At 70.5% G+C, this 17,876-nt stretch carries 24 protein-coding genes and 1 tRNA gene; 7 read left to right on the top strand and 18 right to left on the bottom strand.

Features of this window, described 5'->3' with window-relative positions; all coding sequences use genetic code 11:
- Positions 1–64: 64 nt before the first annotated feature.
- Positions 65–829 carry a hypothetical protein gene (locus tag ACGFJ7_RS26595; RefSeq protein WP_392644343.1) on the top strand — a complete coding sequence of 255 codons (765 nt, stop codon included), beginning with the start codon at positions 65–67 and terminating at the stop codon, positions 827–829.
- Positions 830–857: 28 nt separating this feature from the next.
- On the opposite strand, the gene ACGFJ7_RS26590 is transcribed toward ACGFJ7_RS26595, so the two are convergent.
- From ACGFJ7_RS26590 to ACGFJ7_RS26550, 9 genes are all read right to left on the bottom strand, one after another.
- Positions 858–1,121: a hypothetical protein gene (locus ACGFJ7_RS26590; RefSeq protein WP_360252344.1), complete on the bottom strand. Its 264-nt coding sequence runs from the start codon at positions 1,119–1,121 to the stop codon at positions 858–860.
- 64 nt (positions 1,122–1,185) lie between these two features.
- Positions 1,186–1,935 (bottom strand): SDR family oxidoreductase, encoded by a 750-nt coding sequence (locus ACGFJ7_RS26585; RefSeq protein ID WP_360252341.1) that lies wholly within the window; start codon positions 1,933–1,935, stop codon positions 1,186–1,188.
- Positions 1,932–2,675, bottom strand: coding sequence for a DinB family protein (locus ACGFJ7_RS26580; RefSeq protein WP_360252338.1), 744 nt, complete (start codon positions 2,673–2,675; stop codon positions 1,932–1,934). The genes ACGFJ7_RS26585 and ACGFJ7_RS26580 overlap by 4 nt, the downstream gene beginning before the upstream one ends.
- Before the next feature lie 45 nt (positions 2,676–2,720).
- A complete protein-coding gene (locus ACGFJ7_RS26575; RefSeq protein WP_392644340.1) occupies positions 2,721–3,068 on the bottom strand; it encodes a hypothetical protein in 348 nt (115 codons plus the stop codon).
- A 64-nt stretch (positions 3,069–3,132) separates the two neighbouring features.
- Positions 3,133–4,293, bottom strand: coding sequence for a bifunctional RNase H/acid phosphatase (locus tag ACGFJ7_RS26570; RefSeq protein ID WP_360252332.1), 1,161 nt, complete (start codon positions 4,291–4,293; stop codon positions 3,133–3,135).
- Entirely contained in the window at positions 4,290–5,024 is a 735-nt protein-coding gene (locus ACGFJ7_RS26565) for a zinc ribbon domain-containing protein (protein ID WP_392644338.1), read from the bottom strand. Before ACGFJ7_RS26565 ends, ACGFJ7_RS26570 begins: the two co-directional genes overlap by 4 nt.
- Positions 5,021–5,848 carry a Nif3-like dinuclear metal center hexameric protein gene (locus tag ACGFJ7_RS26560; protein ID WP_360252327.1) on the bottom strand — a complete coding sequence of 276 codons (828 nt, stop codon included), beginning with the start codon at positions 5,846–5,848 and terminating at the stop codon, positions 5,021–5,023. The genes ACGFJ7_RS26565 and ACGFJ7_RS26560 overlap by 4 nt, the downstream gene beginning before the upstream one ends.
- Before the next feature lie 45 nt (positions 5,849–5,893).
- Entirely contained in the window at positions 5,894–6,484 is a 591-nt protein-coding gene (locus tag ACGFJ7_RS26555) for a flavoprotein (protein ID WP_360252324.1), read from the bottom strand.
- A gap of 13 nt (positions 6,485–6,497) precedes the next feature.
- Complete coding sequence (locus tag ACGFJ7_RS26550) at positions 6,498–7,730, bottom strand: helix-turn-helix domain-containing protein (protein ID WP_360252321.1); 1,233 nt, start codon at positions 7,728–7,730, stop codon at positions 6,498–6,500.
- 241 nt (positions 7,731–7,971) lie between these two features.
- On the opposite strand from ACGFJ7_RS26550, the gene ACGFJ7_RS26545 reads away from it, so the two are divergent.
- Positions 7,972–8,661 carry a bifunctional DNA primase/polymerase gene (locus ACGFJ7_RS26545; protein ID WP_392644335.1) on the top strand — a complete coding sequence of 230 codons (690 nt, stop codon included), beginning with the start codon at positions 7,972–7,974 and terminating at the stop codon, positions 8,659–8,661.
- 45 nt (positions 8,662–8,706) lie between these two features.
- Here ACGFJ7_RS26545 and ACGFJ7_RS26540 read toward each other — a convergent pair whose 3' ends face one another.
- A complete protein-coding gene (locus ACGFJ7_RS26540; protein WP_360252318.1) occupies positions 8,707–9,294 on the bottom strand; it encodes an XRE family transcriptional regulator in 588 nt (195 codons plus the stop codon).
- Between the two features lie 47 nt (positions 9,295–9,341).
- Here ACGFJ7_RS26540 and ACGFJ7_RS26535 point away from each other — a divergent pair, with 47 nt between their 5' ends.
- Positions 9,342–10,157: an NAD(P)/FAD-dependent oxidoreductase gene (locus tag ACGFJ7_RS26535; protein ID WP_392644333.1), complete on the top strand. Its 816-nt coding sequence runs from the start codon at positions 9,342–9,344 to the stop codon at positions 10,155–10,157.
- Here the strand turns inward: ACGFJ7_RS26535 and ACGFJ7_RS26530 are convergent.
- Together ACGFJ7_RS26530 and ACGFJ7_RS26525 are read right to left on the bottom strand one after the other, a co-directional pair.
- A complete protein-coding gene (locus ACGFJ7_RS26530) occupies positions 10,120–10,962 on the bottom strand; it encodes a hypothetical protein (RefSeq protein ID WP_392644331.1) in 843 nt (280 codons plus the stop codon). The genes ACGFJ7_RS26535 and ACGFJ7_RS26530 overlap by 38 nt on opposite strands.
- A gap of 150 nt (positions 10,963–11,112) precedes the next feature.
- A complete protein-coding gene (locus ACGFJ7_RS26525) occupies positions 11,113–11,424 on the bottom strand; it encodes a barstar family protein (protein ID WP_360252312.1) in 312 nt (103 codons plus the stop codon).
- A gap of 63 nt (positions 11,425–11,487) precedes the next feature.
- Here ACGFJ7_RS26525 and ACGFJ7_RS26520 point away from each other — a divergent pair, with 63 nt between their 5' ends.
- From ACGFJ7_RS26520 to ACGFJ7_RS26505, 4 genes are read left to right on the top strand one after another with little or no spacing between them, the layout of a single operon-like run.
- The gene (locus ACGFJ7_RS26520) at positions 11,488–11,997 is read left to right on the top strand and encodes a DUF402 domain-containing protein (RefSeq protein ID WP_360252310.1); all 510 of its coding nucleotides are present in this window, start codon (positions 11,488–11,490) and stop codon (positions 11,995–11,997) included.
- Between the two features lie 10 nt (positions 11,998–12,007).
- Complete coding sequence (locus tag ACGFJ7_RS26515; protein WP_392644329.1) at positions 12,008–12,622, top strand: pyridoxamine 5'-phosphate oxidase family protein; 615 nt, start codon at positions 12,008–12,010, stop codon at positions 12,620–12,622.
- On the top strand, positions 12,619–13,248 hold the full coding sequence (locus tag ACGFJ7_RS26510) for a maleylpyruvate isomerase family mycothiol-dependent enzyme (protein WP_392644327.1): 630 nt from the start codon (positions 12,619–12,621) through the stop codon (positions 13,246–13,248). The genes ACGFJ7_RS26515 and ACGFJ7_RS26510 overlap by 4 nt, the downstream gene beginning before the upstream one ends.
- Positions 13,249–13,288: 40 nt before the next feature.
- Positions 13,289–14,020 (top strand): hypothetical protein, encoded by a 732-nt coding sequence (locus tag ACGFJ7_RS26505; RefSeq protein ID WP_392644325.1) that lies wholly within the window; start codon positions 13,289–13,291, stop codon positions 14,018–14,020.
- A gap of 114 nt (positions 14,021–14,134) precedes the next feature.
- Here the strand turns inward: ACGFJ7_RS26505 and ACGFJ7_RS26500 are convergent, their stop codons facing one another.
- The 6 genes from ACGFJ7_RS26500 to ACGFJ7_RS26475 all read right to left on the bottom strand — a co-directional run bounded on the left by ACGFJ7_RS26500 (position 14,135) and on the right by ACGFJ7_RS26475 (position 17,844).
- Entirely contained in the window at positions 14,135–15,073 is a 939-nt protein-coding gene (locus ACGFJ7_RS26500; RefSeq protein ID WP_360252302.1) for a zinc metalloprotease, read from the bottom strand.
- 20 nt (positions 15,074–15,093) lie between these two features.
- Positions 15,094–15,402: a hypothetical protein gene (locus tag ACGFJ7_RS26495; RefSeq protein ID WP_392644323.1), complete on the bottom strand. Its 309-nt coding sequence runs from the start codon at positions 15,400–15,402 to the stop codon at positions 15,094–15,096.
- A 126-nt stretch (positions 15,403–15,528) separates the two neighbouring features.
- On the bottom strand, positions 15,529–15,849 hold the full coding sequence (locus tag ACGFJ7_RS26490) for a hypothetical protein (RefSeq protein ID WP_360252297.1): 321 nt from the start codon (positions 15,847–15,849) through the stop codon (positions 15,529–15,531).
- 936 nt (positions 15,850–16,785) lie between these two features.
- Positions 16,786–16,857, bottom strand: a tRNA-Val gene (locus tag ACGFJ7_RS26485).
- A 37-nt stretch (positions 16,858–16,894) separates the two neighbouring features.
- Positions 16,895–17,350, bottom strand: coding sequence for a peroxiredoxin (locus tag ACGFJ7_RS26480; protein WP_360252294.1), 456 nt, complete (start codon positions 17,348–17,350; stop codon positions 16,895–16,897).
- A 62-nt stretch (positions 17,351–17,412) separates the two neighbouring features.
- Positions 17,413–17,844 carry a DUF3052 domain-containing protein gene (locus tag ACGFJ7_RS26475; RefSeq protein ID WP_360252291.1) on the bottom strand — a complete coding sequence of 144 codons (432 nt, stop codon included), beginning with the start codon at positions 17,842–17,844 and terminating at the stop codon, positions 17,413–17,415.
- Positions 17,845–17,876: the final 32 nt, after the last annotated feature.

The following is a 17,876-nucleotide window of genomic DNA, read 5'->3' as shown; positions in this document are numbered from 1 at the left end:
CTTGCCCGGCCGCGGTGGCAGTCCTAAGGCGCCGGGTACTCCAGCGCGACGCCGTCCATGTAGCTTGATCGTCGCCAACCGATCCAGCGGGGGAAGCGGCGCCATGAAAATCAGGTCCTTGGGGGCCGCGGCACTGTCCATTGTGCTGCTCGCCGGATGCGCGGCCGCGAACGACGACGAGGCCGTTACATCGTCCGCGTCGGCCTCTGACGCTGCCGGCAACGGCGTCGCCGCGTTGCCGCCGGCCGAAATCGTCGGCAAGGCGCTGGCCGCTATCCGGCAGACGACATCGGTCCACGTCAAGGGTCGCCTCGTCGACGACTACCGCAATGTCAGCCTGGATATCACAGTCGCAGGCGCGGACGAGACGGGCGTTCTCAAGACCAGTAAAACGACCGTCGAGCTGATCACGGTCGGTGGGCAGCGCTACCTTCGCCTCGACACGGCGTCCTGGATCGCGATGCTCGGCGCGACGAAGGGTGAGCTGACCGCCCAGCGTGCGAGCGGCCGCTGGATCAAGTTGTCCGCGGCGGACCGGAACTTCGAGGATCTGTACTCCGTCGCCGACGTCGAGGAGCTCCTGCGCTACTACGACGGCTTCAACAAAGGTCCCGTCGGCGCCCTCGACGGCCAGCCGATGATCAGCCTGACCAGCCCCGACGTCGGGGGCGACACCGTCTACATCGCCACTACCGGCGAGCCGTACCCGATAAAGATCACCTCGCCGAAATCCGGCGGCACCGACATCGCGTTCACCGAGTACGGCGCGACAGTCGCTGAGATCAAGGCCCCGCCGAATGCCGTCGACTTGGCGAAAGTGGTCAGCTAGCACAACGATCGCCCCGCGGCTGAGTCAGTCAGTCTTCGTCGGTGAGTTCGGCCAGCAGTTCGGCCGCGTCGCTGTTGCCGGTGTCGGCCAGGCGGCGTAGCTCGTCGGTGTCGCCTCGCTCGCTGGCCAGCTGGACGAGTTCGTCGGTGGCGTCGCGGCTGCCCGCGTCGGCGAGGCGGCGCAGTTCCGCCATGTCACCTCGTTCGCCGGCCAGTTCGACGAGCTGGTCCACCGCGTCCCGGTCTCCGCCGGCGGCCCGCGCGCGTAACTCCGACAGCTCAGAATCCGTCATGGTTGTTCAGCCTAGGCCGGTCGTCGGCGGGCGTCCGGCCGCTGGACGTGAATGAAGGAAACCCTCAGGCGAACCCGCCGTTGCTCATCAGCAGCTGGCCGTTGATCCAACCACCCCGCGGCGAGCACAGGAAGTCGACCAGGTGGGCCGTGTCCTGCGGAGTTCCCAGGCGGCCCATCGGGGTCTCGCGGACGACCATCTCCTGGAGGTCGCCGGACATCCAACCGGTGTCGATCGGGCCCGGATTGATGACGTTCGCGGTGATGCGCAGGTGGGACAGCTCCCGCGCGGCGGCCAGGGTGATCCGGTCGAGGGCGCCCTTGCTCGCGCCGTACGGCAGATTGCCCGCAGTGGCGTCACTGGTCAGGGCGATGATCCGGCCCGTGCCGGGCGCACCTTGGAAGCGCCGCGCGTGTTCCCGGATGAGGAGCCAGGTGGCGCGGGCGTTGACCGCGAAGTGACGGTCGAAGCTTTCCACGGTGGTGTCGAGCAGGCCGGAGTTGACCGACTCGCAGTGGCACATGACCAGGGCCGTCACCGGTCCGAGGCGCTGCTCGGCCTCGTCGTAGATCGCGGCCGGCGCCGCCACCTCGGTCAGGTCGGCCTCGATGGCGGCGCTGCGGCCGGCCAGCCCGTCGGCGATGGCTTTCGTCGCGCCGGCTTCGGGACCCCAGGGCATGCGGTCGTCGTACGCGTGCCAGTACGTGAAGGCGACATCCCACCCCGAGGAGGCGAGCTGCCGGGCGATGCCGGCGCCGATCCCGACCGTACGGCCGACGCCGGTGACCAGAGCAACCGGTCGAGATTCGTTCATACCCGTGATTCCAGCACAGCCAGGTCGCGTTCCGCGAAGCGGCGGTGCTCCCACTCCTCGTTCAGCACGGTGAGCAGGCAATCCCGTACGGGAAAGGTCTTCGCCGGCGGCGGCCAGCCTAGGCCGTCGACGGGTTTGGTGTCGGCGGCCAGCAGCTCGTCGGTCAGGCCGTCGAGGACCCGCCGCACGGTGGCCATCCGGTCGAGCCGGAGGGCGAGCGCCTCGTCGAGGGCGGGCCGGGCCGCCCGATCACGCGGAACACCGGGCGTGTCGTCCATGCCGTCCCACGGCAGCGAAAGCGGATGCCACGGCGAGGGCTCACCCAGGATGGCCCGCGACACCCACGACTCCTCGGCGAAGGCCAGATGCCGCAACGTCTCGATGAACGACCATTCCCCGTCCACGGACTCGTGCAGCATCGCCTCGGGCAGCCGCCGCGCCCGCTCCACCGTCTCAGCCCACCGCGCCTCGACAAGATCCCAGGCCTCCCGAAATCCGGCCGGCTCCGTCGGCCGCATCTTGACCCGCTCGGGGTCACGACGATCCATTTCGGCCTGTACGTACGGAACAACGTCCACCCCGTTGATCCGCAGACTCTCGATCTCCCCGTCGATGTCGACCCGGCCGAGATACACACCTCGCATCACGACGTCATGGAAGTTCACGTCCCGAAAGCGACTGCCGGCCAGATCGGCCCGCTCGAACCGGGAGCCGCGCAGGTCCCCCTCAAATTCCGCCATGCCCGCACGCTAGCCCCGGTTCCGGACGAAACCCTTCCTGAACAACTACCGTGGATCAGCCGTGTCCCACGCGTAGCGAAAAACGCCGGCCTTGAGTCCCCACCGATCGATCAGCGCCGAGAGCGCGGCTTCGCCTTCCACTTCGCGGTGGGCGCCGACGTCGTAGTCCCAGCCCTCGAGCATGTCGGCCGCGTAGTCCCAGTGCGCCACCCGAAATCGCCGCTCACGGTCAGCCCGCGTCCACCCCTCCCGCCGGGCGACCAGGTCCGCCTCAGCGGCCAGGGGGATGACGGTGACGAATGCCCGCCGCCCCGGCCCCGACCCCGGTACGTCCGCGGCAGGCCGCCTTCCGAGCCGCAGCGCGGTCAACTTGTCGATCGGCCAGGCGCTCATCGGTGCAGCGTACGCACCATGAGCGCCAGTCCCGGGCGACGCCGCCACGTCACGCCGGGAGGCGTCAGCGGAGGTGGGCCGTCTCGTTGACCGAGCGGACCGCGATGTTGCCGTCGGGCCAGATGTCCATGGTGGAGACGCCGGCGGCGTCGAGGAACAGGCGGTGGAGGAAGGCGTCCGAGGCGGCCAGGGCGTCGCGCAGGATCAGTTTGATCGGGGTGACGTGGGAGACCAGGACGACCACGCCGCCGGGGTACGAGTCGAGGACGGTCTGGAGGGCTCCCCGTACCCGCTTGGCCACCGCCTGGAAGGACTCGCCTCCGGGTGGGGCCACGCTCGTCTTCTCCAGCCACGCGGCCATCTCGGCCGGCCAGCGCTCGTTGACCTCGGCGAAGGTCAGGCCCTCCCAGTCGCCGAAGTCGCACTCGATCAGGTCGGGGACCACCGTCACGGGGACGCCGCCCACCTCGGCCGCGATGAGTTCGGCCGTACGCACGCAGCGGCTCAGCGGTGAGCTGACGATGGCCGTGACGTCGCGGGAGATGCCGGCCACCCGGCCGCCGGCGGCCATGGCCTGGGCCTCGCCCTCGTCGGAGAGGGGCACGTCGCCCCGGCCGGAGTAGCGACCCTGCTTGGTCAGGGCCGTCTCGCCGTGGCGGACCAGGATGAGCCGGGTCGCGTTGTCCAGCGACGGCGGCGCCCACGAGCGAGGACCCGGCGCGCCGGAAAAGGGAGAAGAATCGGAAATGTCCGGCTCGACGACGGGCGCGGTGGGGGCGACCAGATCCTCGGCCAGGACCTCGCGGACCGGCTTGCCGGCGGCCTCGTCCATGGCCCGGTTGGCCAGGGCGTCGGCCGCCTTGTTGCGCTCGCGCGGGATCCACTCGAAGGTCACCCGGTCGAACTCGGTGACCAGGGCCGCCGCGGCGGCGGCCAGGGGGCGCAGGCCCGCGTTCTTGATCTGCCAGCGGCCGGACATCTGCTCGACCACCAGTTTCGAGTCCATCCGGACGTCGACCTCGGTGGCGTTCAGCTCGCGGGCCGCCTTCAGCCCCTCGATCAGGCCCGTGTACTCGGCCACGTTGTTCGTGGTCACGCCCAGCGCGCCGTACCGCTCGACCAGCACCTCGCCCGTCGGGTGGGCGCGGACCACCGAGCCGTACCCGGCCGGGCCGGGGTTGCCCCGGGAGCCGCCGTCGGCCTCGATCGCGACGCGCAGGCTCACAGGCCGGACTCCTTGGTGCGGACCATGATGCGGCGGCACTCCTCGCAACGGACGACCTCGTCGGGCGCCGCCGCCTTGACCCGGGCCAGGTCGGCGCCGTACAGCTCGATGCGGCAGCCGCCGCAGCGGCCCGACTGGAACAGGGCCGCGCCGAGACCCGAGTCGAGGCGGATCTTGTCGTAGAGGGTGACCAGGTCGGCCGGCAGGTCGGCGGCGAGCGGGGCCCGCGACGACTGCTTGAACTCCTGCTCCTTGGTGATGTCGGCCAGCGTCTCGTCGCGGCGGGCCTCGGCCTCGGAGCGGCGGGCCAGGGCGGCGTCGAGACGTTCGCGGACCGCCGTCAGCGCGGACTCGGCCGACTCCTTCTGCTCCATCAGCTCGAGCTCGGCGTCCTCGAGCTCGGACTGGCGCCGGTTGAGGGTGGCCAGTTCGTGCTGAAGGCCCTCGATCTCCTTGAGGGCGCCCCCGGCGTCGAGCCTCTTCTGGTCGCGGTCCTTGCGGATGCGTACCTGCTCGATGTCTTTCTCGAAGCGGCTGATGTCGCGCTCGAGGTCGTCCACGGCGACCTGGGCGCGGACCCGCTCGTCCTCCAGCGCGGAGAGCTCCCGCGACACCGCGTCGATCTCGGCGAGCTCGGGCAGCGTCTTGCGCCGGTGGGCGAGCTGGGCCAGGGCGGTGTCGACGGCCTGCAGGTCGAGCAGGCGGCGCTGGGCATCCGGGGAGGCCTTCACGGCAGGGGCTCCTTCTTTCGGAAAAGGGTCCAGGGGTCGGTGTCCAGGTCGGACACGACGACGTCGAAGCCGAACTCGCCGCGCAGCCACGCCGCGACGTCGTCGAGCCAGGGACGTTCCGTCGCCCAGTGGGCGACGTCGATCAGCGCCGGGCCTTCCCCGGCGACGTGTTCGCTCGCCGGGTGGTGACGAAGATCAGCGCAAAGGTACGCGTCCACGCCGGCCCGTGCGGCGTCGGCCAGGAAGGTGTCACCCGCGCCACCGCAGACGGCCAGGGTCCGTACGACCAATGAAGGATCTCCGGCCGACCGCACGCCCGCCGCCGTCGCCGGAAGCCGTGACGCGACAAATCCCGTTAGTTCCGACAAATCCATCGGTGGGTCCAGCACGCCGATCCGGCCCAGGCCGCGGCCGTCATCGCCAGGAACCAACGGTCTGAGATCCCGCAAACCGAGAAGTGAAGCCAGCGCGTCCGAAACACCCGGATTGGCCACGTCGGCGTTCGTGTGCGCGACGTAGAGGGCCACGTCCGACCGGATCAGCCGGTGGATGATGCGGCCCTTGTACGTGTCCGGCGCGAGCGTCGACACCGGCTTGAGCAGCAGCGGATGGTGGGCGACGATCAGATCGGCTCCCACCGAGATCGCCTCTTCCACCGTCTCGGGCACGCAGTCGACGACGCAGAGGACCCGCCGGACCGGGTGGGCGAAGTCGCCCAGCACCATGCCGACCCGGTCCCAGGACTCCGCCCACTCGCGGGGATAACGCCGGTCGAGCGCGTCGATGACGTCCCGGACGGTGGGTATGGCGGCAGTGTCGGTCACGGCCGACAACTCTATCGGGCCGGAGGGGCCGAGGGAGCCGGTAGCTCAGCCCACCGCGCCGGGCTCGGCCCGGCTGCTGCTCATCGTCACCGGATTGCTGACCGCCTGGAGCGCCCGCCGCCACGGGAACTGCCCACGGTAACGATCGGTCTGGCCGGGTCCGCCGAGCCGGCACACGTCCTCGCCGTACAGCACGTGCACGCCCCAGTCACGGAGTTTCGCCAGGCTCTCGTGCAGGGCGGGATGAAGGGCCATGACCTTATTGGTGTACGGAACGACGGCCGTCGGCACGCCATAGCCGTAGCCCTCGACGAGCAGGCCGAGAACGAGCGTGTCGGTGATGCCGACGGCCCACTTGTTGACGGTGTTGACCGTGGCGGGCGCGACGATCATCGCGTCCGCCTCAGGCAGCACGTCCGGGTCGCCGGGACTCTTGTAGTAGGTGCGCACGGGGTGGCCGGTCTGTGCCTGGAGCGCTTCCACGTCGACGAACTTGCGGCCGTCGGGCGTGGTGATCACGCAGACCTCCCAGCCTTCCTGCTGGGCCAGGGTGACCAAGATGCCGACGTCGCGCGCCATGGGAGAACCACAGACCAGGACGTACAGCACGCCGGGTGCGGGGTTGCCGATCGTCACCTGCGGACCGCCCTCATACGCCGACTCCCATCTGCTCGGCCAGCTCCGCGATCGGAGCCGGTGGCGTGCCCCGCGTCCGGCGGAGCACGTCGGAAAGGACCTCGTGGGCGAGCGGACGGCAGCGGATCTCCGACGGGGCGAGCCGGTCGCCCTCCAGGAGCATCTCGCTGGCCTTGTCGATGTTGCCGATCTGGGTGTAGCCGCGCGCGATGTCCAGGAAGTGGTGCGCGCGGCGCTCCGGCAACATGGCGTTGAAGCCGACGATGTCCAGCTTTTCATGGGCCTCGACCGCGGTACGGCCGTCGCCCAGCTCGACCGCCGTGGCGCAGCGGTGCAGCTGCACGTTGGTCGGCCCGAAGCTCGTCCAGTAGTGGTTGAAGTCGCCGCCCAGCTCGAGCGACGCCTGCTCGGCGCCGCAGAGCAGGTCGCGCACGGTCGCGCTGTCGCCGATCCGCGCGGCCGCCATCGCGCCGTTGAGCAGCAACATCCCGTACACCGAAAGCCTCTCGCCCTGCCCTTGCGGACGGTCGAAGCTCGGCGCCAGGCGGTTCGCGATGTTGACGTTGACCTCGAGCGCGGGACGGACCCGGCCGAGCGCCAGCAGCGCGCTGCCCACCCGGTACGACGCCAGCCCGGCCAGGAGCTGGTCGCCGGCCCGCTGGGACACCGCGATCGACCGGTCGGCCGCCAGCCAGGAGAGCTCGTGCTCCCCCACCTTGCGCAGCGCCGACGAGGCGATCTGGTAGACCTGCCCGAGCAGGTGGGCCGCGTCCTTGGCCTCCGTGCCGGTGGCGTAGGCGCTGTCCGCCGCCTGGGCGTCGCGCAGCAGCTTGGGCAGCATCCTGGCCAGGACGCCGTACTTCGCGTGCTGATAGGTGAGCCAGGCGTGGCTGACCGCCTTGCGCATCTCGACCAGGGGCGGCGAGTGGGGCACCGCCTGGAAGAACGCGCTCATCTGGTCGTAACGCTCCAGGGCGGCGCGGATCTCCTCCACTTCGACCTGGTCGATGCAGTTCTGGGTCTCCGGGCGCCGTTCCACGTCCTTGCCCAGCAGCAGCTGGACGTCCACCTGCAGAACGTCGGCGATCTCGTAGACGACGGAGAACTTGTCGAGCCGGCGGACGCCTCGTTCCACCTTGTCGACCCAGCTCTTGGACTTGCCCAACCGGTCAGCGAAGACCTGTTGGGACATCTTGCGCCGGCCGCGCCAATAGGCGACGCGGCGGCCGATCGGCAGCTCGTCCACGGTGCCTCCCCCGGCTCACCCGGCGACCCCCGCCGGCGAGCCCTTGTGTCATCTGCAGTGTGGACCCCCCACGTGTGCTCATGTCGCACAGCGTGTGTGATCGCCTGCTCACCGATGCTCGTAGTTTTCGTTGCAACTTGCAAAGGGTGGATCTGCCGGAAACAACGATGCGTGTCGCGCTTGGATACGGCAGACGGAGCTGATATGGCGCCGGCCCACCCAGATCGGGGGTTATCGAGCCATGCAGTGGACCGTCAGTCGGCCGTTCGTACCACCGGCGTTGCTCGATCTCGTCGATCGGGGACGCCTGCGGCGGGCCGCTCTGCGGTACGCCGAGCACGGCTGGGCGGTCACCCCCGGCGCCCGCCTCGTCGGGCACCGGTTCACCTGTGGACGCCCCGGATGCCCGATCATGGCCGGCCATCCCGCGCTGGAGTCGTGGGAGGACAGCGCGAGCGCCGACCCGGCCCAGGTGCGGGCGTGGTGGCGGCATCGGCCGCACAGCGTGCTGCTGGCGACCGGGCGGCTGTTCGACGTGCTGGAAGTGCCGGCGGCGCTCGGACTGCGGGTGCTGGGCACGGCGCGGCTGCACACCGGGGTGCTGGGAGTGGAGCGGGCGGACGCTCGCGGCCCGGTCGCGGTGACGGCGGCCGGGCGGTGGATGTTCCTCGTGCGGGCCGGGGTGCCTCTGCGGGCCGAACTGGAGCATCGGCTGGACGTCGTCCGCCACGGGACCGGGTCGTGGGTGCCGGCCGCGCCGAGCCGGATGAGCGAAGGGCCGGTGCGGTGGGCCGTGCCGCCGGAGCAGGCACAGTGGTGGCTGCCCGACGCCGAGGTCGTGCAGAACCTGCTGGTGGACGCGCTCGGCACGCTCCCCGAGCGGCACGTCACGGTCCCCAGACAACTGTCCACCACCCGTCGCAGCACATGAACACGATGGCTAACCACCCTAGTCCCGTGACGAGGGCGGAGAAAGTCACTCGTGGGGGTGGTTTCGGGATTTGGCACGAACGTGGATCCGGGCGCCCTGCCGATCGAAGATCGTCAGGAACTCGACGGCCTGGCCGTCGGCGCTGCCGAACCAGTGCGGCACCCGGGTGTCGAACTCGGCCGCCTCACCCGGCGGCAGGACGAGGTCGTGCTCGCCGAGGATCAGCCGCAGCCGGCCGCTGAGGATGTAGAGCCATTCGTACCCCTCGTGGGTCTTGGGGTCCGGATCCTGCCGGGCGCCGGCCGGGATGAGGTGCTTGAACGCCTGCGGGCCGCCGGGCTGCCGGGAGAGCGGCACGATCGTCTGGCCGAACGCGCTGATCGGCCGCGCGTAGACCCGGGGATCGCCGGTGGGCGGCGCGCCGACCATCTCGTCGAGGGGCACCCGGTAGGCGCGGGCCAGCGGCAGCAGCAGTTCGAGGGTGGCCTTGCGCTGACCCGACTCGAGGCGCGACAGGGTGCTGACCGAGATGCCGGTGGTCTCGGCGAGCGCGGTCAGCGTGATCCCGGCCTTCCGGCGCAGCTGCCGCAGCCGGGGGCCGACCTCCTTGAGGACGTCGTCGTTTGCCGTCATGGCAAAGATGTTTCCGCATTTCGGCATGGTGGGGCCACCATCGGGCCATGACTTACGACGTGATTGTTATCGGCGGCGGGCCGGCCGGCCTGAGCGGCGCGGTGGCCCTGGGACGGGCGTTGCGCTCGGTACTGGTGATCGACTCGGGCGAGCCGCGGAACGCGCCGGCCGACGGCATCCACAACTTCCTGACCCGCGACGGGATGACCCCGGCCGAGTTCCACGCGGCGGGCCGGGCCGAGGTCCGCAAATACGGCGGCGAGGTGATCGAGGGGTCGGTGACCTCGGTCCGGCCGGGCTTCGAGGTTCGCCTCGCCGACGGCGCGACCTTCCGGGCGAAGCGGCTGCTGATCACCACCGGGCTCGCCGACCGGCTGCCCGGCATTCCGGGCCTGGCCGAGCGCTGGGGCTCGATGGTCTTGCACTGCCCTTACTGCCACGGCTACGAAGTCCGTGGTCAGGCCATCGGCGTGTTCGGCGACGCGGAGAAGGTACGCCTCTGGCAGCAGTGGAGCAAGGACGTCGTCCCGCTGGCTGTGGACGACGTGGCCGCTGTGGAGGACGGTGGCGTCCGGCTCAAGGACGGTAGCTTCGTGGCACGTGACTACCTGGTCGTGACGACCCGGATGGAGGCGCGAGGTGGATTCCTGGAAGAGCTCGGGCTCGAGCCCGTGGAGCACCCCATGGGCATCGGCACCTACGTTCCCGCGATCGACCCCTCGGGGCGCACCGCGGTTCCCGGAGTCTGGGTAGCGGGCAACGTGGCCGACCCGATGGCCCAGGTGATCTCCGCGGCCGCGGCCGGGCTGACCGCGGGCGCGATGATCAATTTCGACCTGCTGCCAGCTCTCGATACGCCGTGATCACGGCGTCCGTGCGGTCGGCGAGCTCCGAGTGGTCCGCCGGGGCGGCCGGGGCGAGACCGGCCAGCGCCAGCTCGGCGTGCCGGGCGGTCTCGCCGATGTGCCGCTCGCGCAGCAGCGACTCCTGGGCCAGGGCGGTCCGGTCGAGGCCGCGCAGGATCCGGTTGACCTGCCGGCCGGCCTCGCGCCACAGCCGCTCGGCCTGGTCGCGCTGCTCGGACAGGGCGGACAGGGCGGGGCTGCCCGCGGGGACGTCCCGATCGGGTACGGCGGCGAGCCCGGCCCGCAGGCGGCGCAGCTCCTGACGGCGTACGAGAAGCGTGGCCAGGTCGTCGAGGGCAGCGGTCAGCGAGTGGTCGGCCGTCTCGTCGACCATGCCCGGCAGGGCCGGCCAGGCCCGGCGGACGCGGCGCGCGACCCGGACGGCCCGCTGGAAGACGGCCCGCTCCTCGGCGGCCAGCAACACCCGGGCCCCCGGGTCGCGGGGCAGCTCGAATTCGGTCTCGGCGGCGGCGCGGGCCTGGCGGCGCCAGACGGTGGCGAGGGTCGCGACCGAGGCGACGGCGGGCAGCCACCACGGCGCGCCGGCCGCGGCGGCCAGCGCGGTCAGGAAGGCCAGCGGGAGGCTCAGGCGGCAGGCGAACGCGGTGCGCTCCTCGCGGGTGGCCCCGCTCGGCGCCACCGGCAGCATCTCCGTCACCGATCCGGCGCGGTGCCGGGCGACCCGGCCCGTGCGGACCTTGAGAGGGTGCGCGCTGACGACGATCTTGGTGGCGTCGATGCCGACGTAGAGCTCGCGGTCCATCGACGCTCCTTCTGCTCGAGTTGTCCGGGCGGGCCCGATCGCCAGGGGGAAACCGGTCGGGGCCCGCCCGCCGGTGGGTTCTCCCCGCCGGCACCCTCAGCAATCGGTGGCGAGGGTGGCGGCATGAGAAAGCGCTCGGGTGCGAGTCGGTTATTCGAACAGGCGGAAGATGAAGCGCTCGTCCCAGGGCTTGCGCTCGTCGGCCACCTCGATCGCCTGAAAGACCGTCAGGTACGCCCGGAAGGCGGCGCCGCCCAGCGCCAGCCGGATGGCGTCGGCGTGGATCCAGGTGAGCTCGAGCGGGCGCGGATCGCCGGCGGTCAGCCGGTCCCGGAGGGCGGCCAGATCACGTCCGTAGAAGGGTCCGTAGCCGAACGCTCCGGCCAGGCGCGTCTGCAGATCCGCCTCGTCGAGCACGAACCTGCCGTCGATGACGACCTTCACGGCCTTGAAACGAATCACGCGGCGTGCCGGAGCGGGACGGCCGGGCATGTCCCCCGATGGGGATCGATGTAGCCTCGCCGGGTGGATGCGGTCGATCTGGTGCTGCGCAAGTTCGACGGGCGACCGCATCGGCAGGTGACCGGGCGGCTGCTCGGCGAGGACGAGTTCGGCACGTGGCTGTCCACCCCCCGCGGCACCGTCGTCACCTACCACTACGGCCGCCGCCCGACCGGCGTGACCAGGGTCGACGCGGTCCGGCTGATCCCGGCCGAGGCCTGGTGGATGGCGATGTTCCTGGCCGCGCCGGACAGGCGCGAGCTCTACTGCGACATCATCACGCCGGCCCGCTGGACCGGCCCCGCCGAGATCACCGTGATCGACCTCGACATCGACCTGGTTCGCTACCGCCGGGGCCGGCGGGTCGAGGTGGAGGACGAGGACGAGTTCGAGCAGCACCGCCACGAGCTGGGCTACCCACCGGAGATCGTGGCGGGCGCGCGGGCCGGTGCGGCCGCCCTGCACGAGGCGCTGGTGCTCGACCGGGAGCCGTTCGCGTCGCACTACCGCAAATGGCTTGGGGCGTCTTCCTAGAGTGGTCGGCATGCAGCGGATCACGACGCACGACGAGCTTCGCGAGATCATCGGAACGCCGATCCCCCGGGTGGCGGCCAAGGTGCGGCGTGCGCTGCACGACCTCGACCGCGACTGGCTCGCGGCGTCACCGTTCTGCCTGGTGGCCACATCGGACTCCGACGGCAACCTGGACGTGTCCCCCAAGGGCGATCCGCCCGGTTTCACCCTCGTGCTCGATCCGGCGACGATCGCCATCCCCGAGCGGTCCGGCAACCGGCGCGCCGACGGATTCCACAACATCGTCGACAACCCGCACGTCGGGCTCATCTACATGATCCCCGGCCGGGGCGACACCTTGAGGATCAACGGGCGGGCTTGCCTCGTACGCGATGACGACCTCTTCGACCGCATGGTGGTGCACCGGCATCGTCCCGAGATGGCGCTGCTCGTGGAGATCGAAGAGGTCTTCTACCACTGCTCGAAGGCGTTCCTGCGCTCCCGTCTGTGGGAGCCGGCCTCGTGGTCGCCGTCGGACGCGCCGTCCCGTCCCGTGATCGCCAAGACGATCGAGCAGCCGCAGGCGTCGATGGCGGCGCTGGAGGAGTACTACGGGCCCGCGTACGCCGCGAAGCTGTACGAATGATGCCGGTCCGCCAGGCGATAGCGCAGGAAAGACGCCGCACGGCCGACCTGCTCGAGTCGCTGACCCCGTCCCAGCTGGCGGTGCGCAGCCTCTGCGGCGACTGGACGGTCCGCGAGGTGGCGGCCCACCTGCTGGCCGCGGTGGAGGCGCCACGCGGGGCGACCGTGTCGGCGATGGTGCGCTCCGGTTTCCGGCTGCACCGGGCCAACGCGCTGCTGGCCCAGTCGCTCGGCCGGCTGCCGGTCGAGGAGATCGCCGAGGGCCTGCGCCGCAACGCCGAGAACGACTTCAAACCGCCCCTGGTCGGCTACCCCGGCCAGCTCACCGACCTGCTGGTGCACGGACAGGACATCCGGCGCCCCCTGGGCCTGCCGCACCGCCTGCCGCTGGACTCGCTGCGGATCGCCCTGGACTTCCTGACCACCGGCCGCCCGGTCGGCTTCACCCGCAGGTCCTGGCTCGCCGGCCTGCTCTTCGCGGCGTCCGACCTGGACTGGACCTTCGGCGCCGGTCACCTGGTGGCCGGTCCGGCCGAGGCCCTGATGATGGCGATGACCGGCCGGCGGACCGTCCTGGGCGAGCTGGACGGCCCCGGCGTACAGGTCCTGGCGTCCCGCCTGGAGTGATCACCCGAAACTGTCAGGGGGTGGGTCTAACTTCGCGGCCATGAATGACACCGCGTTCCGAACCGCACCGATCACCCTCGACCGCCGCCTCGTCCTGGGCGACACCGAGTACCAGGTCACCTCGTTCCCCGCCGAGCACGATCGCCTCGACCTCTGCATCGTCAGCAGCGACACCGACGGCAACGTGGTGAGCGAGCTCAGCGCCGGCATAGCCTCGTCCGACCTGCCCGGCCTGACCGACGTGCTCACCTCCACCCTGGCCGGCCTGCTGGCCATGACCCGGCCCTCACCCTCGGCCCGCGACGCCCCACCGCCCGAGCGCCGCCACCCCAACCAGGGCACCCGCTGGACCCCGGACGACGACGACCGCCTCCTGACCCGCTACCGCGAGGGCGCCCGCCCCCGCGACCTGATGTCCGAGTTCGGCCGCAGCAACGGCGGCATCCGCGCCCGCCTGGAACACCTGGGCGAGCTCTCCCCCGGCGCCCGCTGGCACTCCCCGGCCCCCACCCCAGCCGCCCCAGCCACACCGGCCACCCCAGCCGCCCCAGCCACACCGGCCACCCGAGCCGCCCCAGCCACACCGGCTGCCCCGGTCACCCCAGCCACACCGGCCGTCCAGGCCGCCCCGGTCACCCCGGCCGCCGCGGCGGCCCTGGTCACCCCGGCCGCCCCGGCGACCGCCCGGAGCGCGCCGCCTGCCGTGCCCACCGCCACGGCCGTTTCCGACGCGCCGCTCGGCGGCCCGGCTGAGGGCGAGACCGCCATGTGACGGGTGAAGGCCGGGCGCGCCGTTGCGCCCGGCCCTCCCCTTCGCGGCAGCCACTGTCGAGCCCGGCCGCCGTGCCGAGTGCGGCGGCCGGTCGACGTGCGGCGGCCGGGGTCGTCACGTCGTGGGCGGGGTGGCCTTCAGGCTCTGGCGGGGGCCGGCCAGGCAGGCGTCGATGCGCTCGAGTTGCCCCTTGGTGAACATGAACATGGCGGCGTCGTCGACGTAGTCCATGTAGTTCATGAACATGTCCCCGTTGGGACCGTTGCCGCAGGTGATGCGCGGGAACTTGGGCCGGCCGACGTTCTGGTCGGACTGGTTGGGTGTGTCGGCCACCAGGTCGGTGCCGCCGCAGCCGGTGCCGTCGTCGCCGCCGATGTGGAACAGGTTGAGCCAGTGGCCGATCTCGTGGGTGGCGGTGCGGCCCATCTCGAACGGCGCCCGGGCCGTGCCGGTCTTGCCGAAGCCGGTGTGGGTGATCACGACGCCGTCGGTCTCGGCCGGGCCGCCCGGGAACTGGGCGTACCCGAGCAGGCCGGCGCTGAGCTGGCAGACCCACATGTTGAGGTAGCGGTCGCTCGGCCAGGCGTCCGTGCCACCGGTCGCCGCGAACTTGACCGTGTCGTTGCCGCCGAAGGAGGTGCGCGTCGTCTGCCGGCGGGTCACGCCGTCCGTCGGGTTGCCCTGGGGGTCCACGGTGGCCAGGTGGAACTCGATCTTCAGGTCGGCGACGAGGCCCTGCCAGATCGGTGGTACGTCCTTGACGTCCGGGTTCAGCGCCCGGTAGTCCTCGTTGAGGACGGCGATCTGGCTGTCGATCTGCTCCTTGGAGACGTTCTGCTCCTCGGTGTTGTAGACGACGTGCACCACGACCGGGATGTTCACGACCTCGGTGCGGTCGTCGCGTTTCTCGCCGCTCGCGTAGGCGAAGGCGAGGTTCTCGATGTCGGTCCGGGCCACCCGGTAACTGATGCTCTCGTTCAGCAGCCGTCGGTGGACGTCCTCGGTGGCGCAGCGGCGTCGTTCGGGAGCTTCGATGATCTCGTCGGCGTCCACGGAAACTCATCTCCTGTCGGTCACTTGCGGATCTTCAGCACCTGCCCGTCGTGCGCCGTGATGTGCAGCAGGCGCGACCCCGCGCCGGCACGCACCCGTACCGCGTCCGCCCGCTCCGCCTCCCAGCTCCCCCGGCTCGGCGCCGACCGGTCGGCCGGCCCCGGCCCGTACTCGATGTAGCCGCCACCGGGCCGGAACTCGAGGCTTTCCCGGGGCGCCCGCCGCGGCGGGAACGGAAAATCCGCGGGCCGGTAGACGGCCTCGTCGTCGGTGTCCTCCTCATCGGAGTGATACCAACGCTGAAAAAGATCAGCAGACAGATCTGACATATGACCGCCCGTCGATCGAGGAGATGCCTCCAGGCTTCGGCGCACGATGGCTTGATGCCGTACGAACGCCAGACTCCCAGCCCCGAGCAGCCGCAAGACCCTTACGGTCCGTGATCCGACAAGCCGTCACCCCCGTTTGAGCTGGGCATCCAGCACACGCAACAGATCCCAGATCTCCGACCCACTCACCCCGATGCCGTGCTCATGGCTCTCGGTGTCGGCCGCCGCCGCCCGATGAGCCAGCGAGTCCGCCACAAGCTGACACTCGACCCCCGACAGCTCGACACTGACCACCCGATCATCAGGAAGCGGCCGCAGATCCGCCCCGTACACCCCCGCCCGAACCGCATGCGCAGCACTCCTATCAACCAGAAGGTCCCCTTCCACGCTCTCGTAGTCATCAAGCACTTTCTCCACCAGCAGCCACCGCCGCACCGGCAAAATCACCGAGTACCGCCGGTCCCCCTCAACCCCAAGCTCATGCCGAGCGCGCACAAATCCCCCATCCCCCACCAAAGACCCTTTCCCCCACGCAACCACACCCCGCCACCCCTTCAGGCCCAATCCCGAAACCCCCAGCCCACCTCCCACCGCAACCCAGAACCCCACCCCACCCAACCGTCGAAAGACGACAACCCAAGTCGACGCGACGACCCCACCAAGGGCGACAGCAGAGCCCACCCCAAGGCGATGGAAAGAGGCCCCGCCCACGCCAAGGCAAGTGCCGCCCCGAAGAAGAAAGAAGAACCGAGCCATCCCCGCCGCCCTGAAGGGATGAAAGGCGAGAAGGACGACCCCAAAGCGGAGGCCGTGCCCGCCCGCCCAAGGGGCCGGCCCGACCAGACGAAGGGCAGGACCCCGCCGAAAGCAAAGAAACAGCCCCCGCCGAACAAAGGGCTAGATGTTCTACCAAAAGCAGAGCGGCAGCCCCAGCCGAAGGCGAGGGGATGGGGCCGCGCCGACACCGAAGCAAAGGCCGCCCGAAGGCGAAGCGACGCGCCCCGCCAGCCCGGCCGAGGGAACGGCCAGCCGAAGCGAAGCGACGGCCAAGCCAGGCCGGGCCCAGGAAACGACCAAGCCGAAGGCGAAGCGACGGGCCACGCCCGGCCCGGTCTAGGGAAAGTCAAAGCGAAGGCGAGGAAAACGTAACCAAGGCAAAGGGCCGATCCGGCCGAAGGCAACAAACGGTCAAGCCGGAAGCCCACGTCCGATCCCAGGGCAGGCCGAACGCCGTACCCAAAAACTGAAGGCCGAAGGCCGAAGAACCCCCACCCACCCAGCCGCAGCCGGACGGAACGTGGGGTCTCCGGGGCTCGGCCCCGGAGCAGATATGACGGGTCGGCCCGGTCCGCGCTTTCCGCGGACAGGGGGATGCCCGACTCGTGGGCGCGGTAGGTTTCGAACCTACGACCCCTCGCTTGTAAGGCGAGTGCTCTCCCACTGAGCTACGCGCCCGGTGTTCACCGGAGCCGTCATCGTACCTGGGCCGGTTTCAGCTATCGAGTGCGGCCAGCCAGGCTTTCACGTCGCGGGACTCGCCGGGGCCGATCATCTCGGCGAACTGGATGATGCCGTCCTGGTCGATGACGAAGGTGCCGCGGTTGGCCATGCCTCCGCCGTCGTTGAAGACGTCGTAGGCGCGGGCCACCTCGCCGTGGGGCCAGAAGTCGGCCAGGAGCGGGAAGTCGAAGCCTTCCTGGCCGGCCCAGACCTTGTGGCTGTAGACCGAGTCGACGCTGACGGCCAGGACCTGGACCTGCTCGTTCTGGAAGGCGGGCAGGTTGTCCCGTACGGCGGCCAGTTCGCGCCGGCAGCCGCCGGTGAAGGTGAAGGGGTAGAACACCAGCAGGACCGCTTTGCGACCGCGGAAGTCCCGTAGGCGTACCTCCTGGTTGTTCTGGTCCTTCAGGGTGAAGTCGGGCGCTTCGGCGCCGACGGGAAGTGGCATGGGCACAACCCTAGCTGGACCGGCGTCGCGAGGACGCCGGTCGGGCTGGGGAATCCAGTGAGCTACTTCTTCTTCGCACCCCTGGGTGAGACCAGGCGGGCCCCGGTCCAGTCCTTGCCGGCGTTGACCGTCGACGTCTGCTGCAAGCCTGCCGTGGGGGCGGACTCGCTGATGTCGCTCGGTTCGACGTGGCCGTCACGGCCGGCCTTGGGGGTCAGCAGCCACACCACGCCGTTGTCGGCGAGGGGGCCCAGGGCGTCGGTCAGAAGTTCGAAGAGGTCTCCGTCGCCGTCGCGGTACCACAACAGCACCGCGTCGACGACCTCGTCGGTGTCCTCGTCGACCAAATCGCCGACGCGTTCGGTCAGGGCGTCACGGAGGTCCTCGTCGACATCGTCGTCGTAGCCCATCTCCATGACCACCATGTTCGGCTCGAAGCCGAACCGGTCCGCCAGGCTGCGTACGCCGTCGGCCTGACCAGCGGTCGCGCTCACTGTCTAAGTCCTCCTAGCCAAGAAAGTCGGTG

The organism is Actinoplanes sp. NPDC048988, from assembly GCF_043197815.1.
Classification (GTDB): Bacteria; Actinomycetota; Actinomycetes; order Mycobacteriales; family Micromonosporaceae; genus Actinoplanes.
This window is presented reverse-complemented; position numbering and strand designations above follow the sequence as displayed.